Here is a 2,362-nt window from a genome sequence, read left to right on the forward strand (position 1 = left end):
GAACGGCACCAGGTACACCGCCGTGATCGGCTCCCCCGCCGCCCCCGGCACCTGCTCGCGCACCACCCCCTCGGCGGCCACCAGCTCCGCCAGGCAGTCGATCACCAGCCCCACGTCCACCTGGAGCAGCTTCACCCCGTCGGCGATCAGCCGCTCCTCCGGCAGGTAGCAGTGCCCCTGGTCGCTGCTCTGGGACAGCGCGTACTGCAGGCCCGCCTTCACCCGCTCCGGGCTGTCGTGCGGGATGCCCACGGCCTGCGCGATCCGGTCCGCGGTGAGGAAGCCGATGCCCCAGACGTCCGAGGCCAGCCGGTACGGCTCGTTCTTCACGACCCCGATCGAGCCGTCCCCGTACTGTTTGTAGATCCGTACAGCCAGCGAGGTCGAGACCCCCACCCCCTGCAGGAAGACCATCACCTCCTTGATGGCCTTCTGCTCCTCCCACGCGGCCGCGATCTTCTTCGTCCGCTTCGGCCCGAGCCCCGGCACCTCGATCAGCCGGCCCGGCTCGTGCTCGATCACCTCCAGGGTGTCCACCCCGAACCGCTCCACGATCCGCTCGGCGAACCGGGGCCCGATCCCCTTGATCAGCCCCGACCCCAGATAGCGCTGGATACCCTGCACCGTCGCCGGCAGCACCGTCGTGTAGTTCTCCACCACGAACTGCTTGCCGTACTGCGGATGCGACCCCCAGCGCCCGTGCAGCCGCAGCGACTCCCCCGGCTGTGCCCCGAGACTCCCCCGGCTGTGCCCCGAGCAGCGCGCCGACCACCGTCAGCAGATCGTTGCCGCCCCGCCCGGTGTCGACCCGCGCCACGGTGTAGCCGGTCTCCTCGTTGGCGTAGGTGATCCGCTCCAGCACACCCTCGACCTGGGCGAGTTGCCGCGGCACCGCCTGGTCGTTGCCGGTGCCGGTTCCGGTGCGCGCCGCTGTCTGCCTGGCCACCGGGCCTCCTGTCACCGTGCGGGACGACTTCCGCTACGCACCGTACCGTCCGGGTGCGACATCCCGGGCGGCAGTGCCAGGCTGGGGCAAGCGGGGTGGGGCCAGGTCCGACATCGAAGGAGCGGAACACCGTGCTCACCACCGCCTTCCGGCCGGGTGCCCCCAACTGGCTCGACCTCGCGAGCCCGGACACCCCGGCCTCGGTCTCCTTCTACACCGGGCTGTTCGGCTGGACCTCCGCCACCGGCCCCGGTGCCGCCCGGCACAGCCTCTTCCGCCAGGACGGCCGGACGGTCGCCGCGCTCGGCCCCGTCACCTCCGCCGGCGACCGCGCCGCCTGGACCGTCCACTTCCGCACCCTCGACTCCGACCGCACCGCGGCCCTGGTCCGCGAGGCCGGCGGCCGGGTCCGCTTCGGCCCCTTCGACATCCTCACCAGCGGCCGCACCACCGGCTGCACCGACCCGACCGGCGCCGACTTCGCGGTCTGGCAGCCGCACGCCGTCCGCGGCCTGGACACCGTCACCGAACCCGGCAGCCTCTGCTGGACGGAGTGCTTCAGCATCGACGCCGAGGCCGCCAAGACCTTCTACCGCGCGGTGTTCGGCTGGCAGGAGCAGGACGTCCCGCTCGGCCTCGACCTGTACACGGTGCTCACCCCGCCCGGCGGCGGGACGGCGGACGCGCACGGCGGGATCTGCCCGATCCCGCCCGGGGACACCGCCGCCGGCATCTCCTCGCACTGGCTCCCGTCCTTCGAGGTGCCCGACGTCGACGCCACCGTCGCCACCGCCGAACGGCTCGGCGCCACCGTCCGGCTCCCCGCCGAGGACGTCCACGGCGTCGGCCGCCAGGCCCGGCTCGTCGACCCGCACGGCGCGGCCTTCGCCGTCATCACCAGCGCCCCGCCCGGCTGATGACGGAAACCGCCCTTCTAGGGTGTCACCATGAACGATCTGACGATCCGCCGGGCGACCGGCGACGACCTGCCGGCCATTGTCGCGATGCTCGCCGACGACCCCCTGGGCGCGACCCGCGAGAGCCCCGACGATCTCACTCCCTACCGGACCGCGTTCGACCGCATGGATGCCGACCCGCACCAGCACCTCGTCGTCGCCGAACGCGCCGGCCGGACGGTCGGCACCCTGCAGCTGACCGTCGTCCCCGGCCTCTCCCGGAAGGGCGCCACCCGGACCGTCATCGAGGGAGTGCGCGTACACGGCGACGAACGCGGCAGCGGCCTGGGCACCGAACTGATCCAGTGGGCGATCGAGCGCTCCCGCGAACTCGACGCCCAGCTCGTCCAGCTGACCTCCGACATCACCCGCACAGACGCGCACCGCTTCTACGAACGCCTCGGATTCGTCCCCTCCCACCTCGGCTTCAAGCTCGCGCTCTGACGGAATTCGGGCACAA

Annotated in this window: 2 protein-coding genes and 1 pseudogene; 2 read left to right on the forward strand and 1 reads right to left on the reverse strand. The window is 72.4% G+C overall.

All coding sequences use genetic code 11. The features are described 5' to 3' along the window. Positions 1 to 892: pseudogene (locus VR45_RS40100) on the reverse strand (helix-hairpin-helix domain-containing protein); the annotation flags it as partial. 185 nt (positions 893 to 1,077) lie between these two features. Here VR45_RS40100 and VR45_RS40105 point away from each other — a divergent pair. Together VR45_RS40105 and VR45_RS40110 are read left to right on the forward strand one after the other, a co-directional pair. Next, a complete protein-coding gene (locus VR45_RS40105; RefSeq protein WP_045944908.1) occupies positions 1,078 to 1,863 on the forward strand; it encodes a VOC family protein in 786 nt (261 codons plus the stop codon). A gap of 30 nt (positions 1,864 to 1,893) precedes the next feature. Continuing rightward, positions 1,894 to 2,346 carry a GNAT family N-acetyltransferase gene (locus VR45_RS40110; RefSeq protein WP_045944909.1) on the forward strand — a complete coding sequence of 151 codons (453 nt, stop codon included), beginning with the start codon at positions 1,894 to 1,896 and terminating at the stop codon, positions 2,344 to 2,346. Positions 2,347 to 2,362: the final 16 nt, after the last annotated feature.

The organism is Streptomyces sp. NRRL S-495, assembly GCF_000966955.1.
Lineage (GTDB): Bacteria > Actinomycetota > Actinomycetes > Streptomycetales > Streptomycetaceae > Kitasatospora > Kitasatospora purpeofusca.

Excerpts from the sequence above, each read along its gene's own strand:
- VR45_RS40110 (WP_045944909.1), top strand. The coding sequence starts at position 1,894 with ATGAACGATCTGACGATCCGCCGGGCGACCGGCGACGACCTGCCGGCC.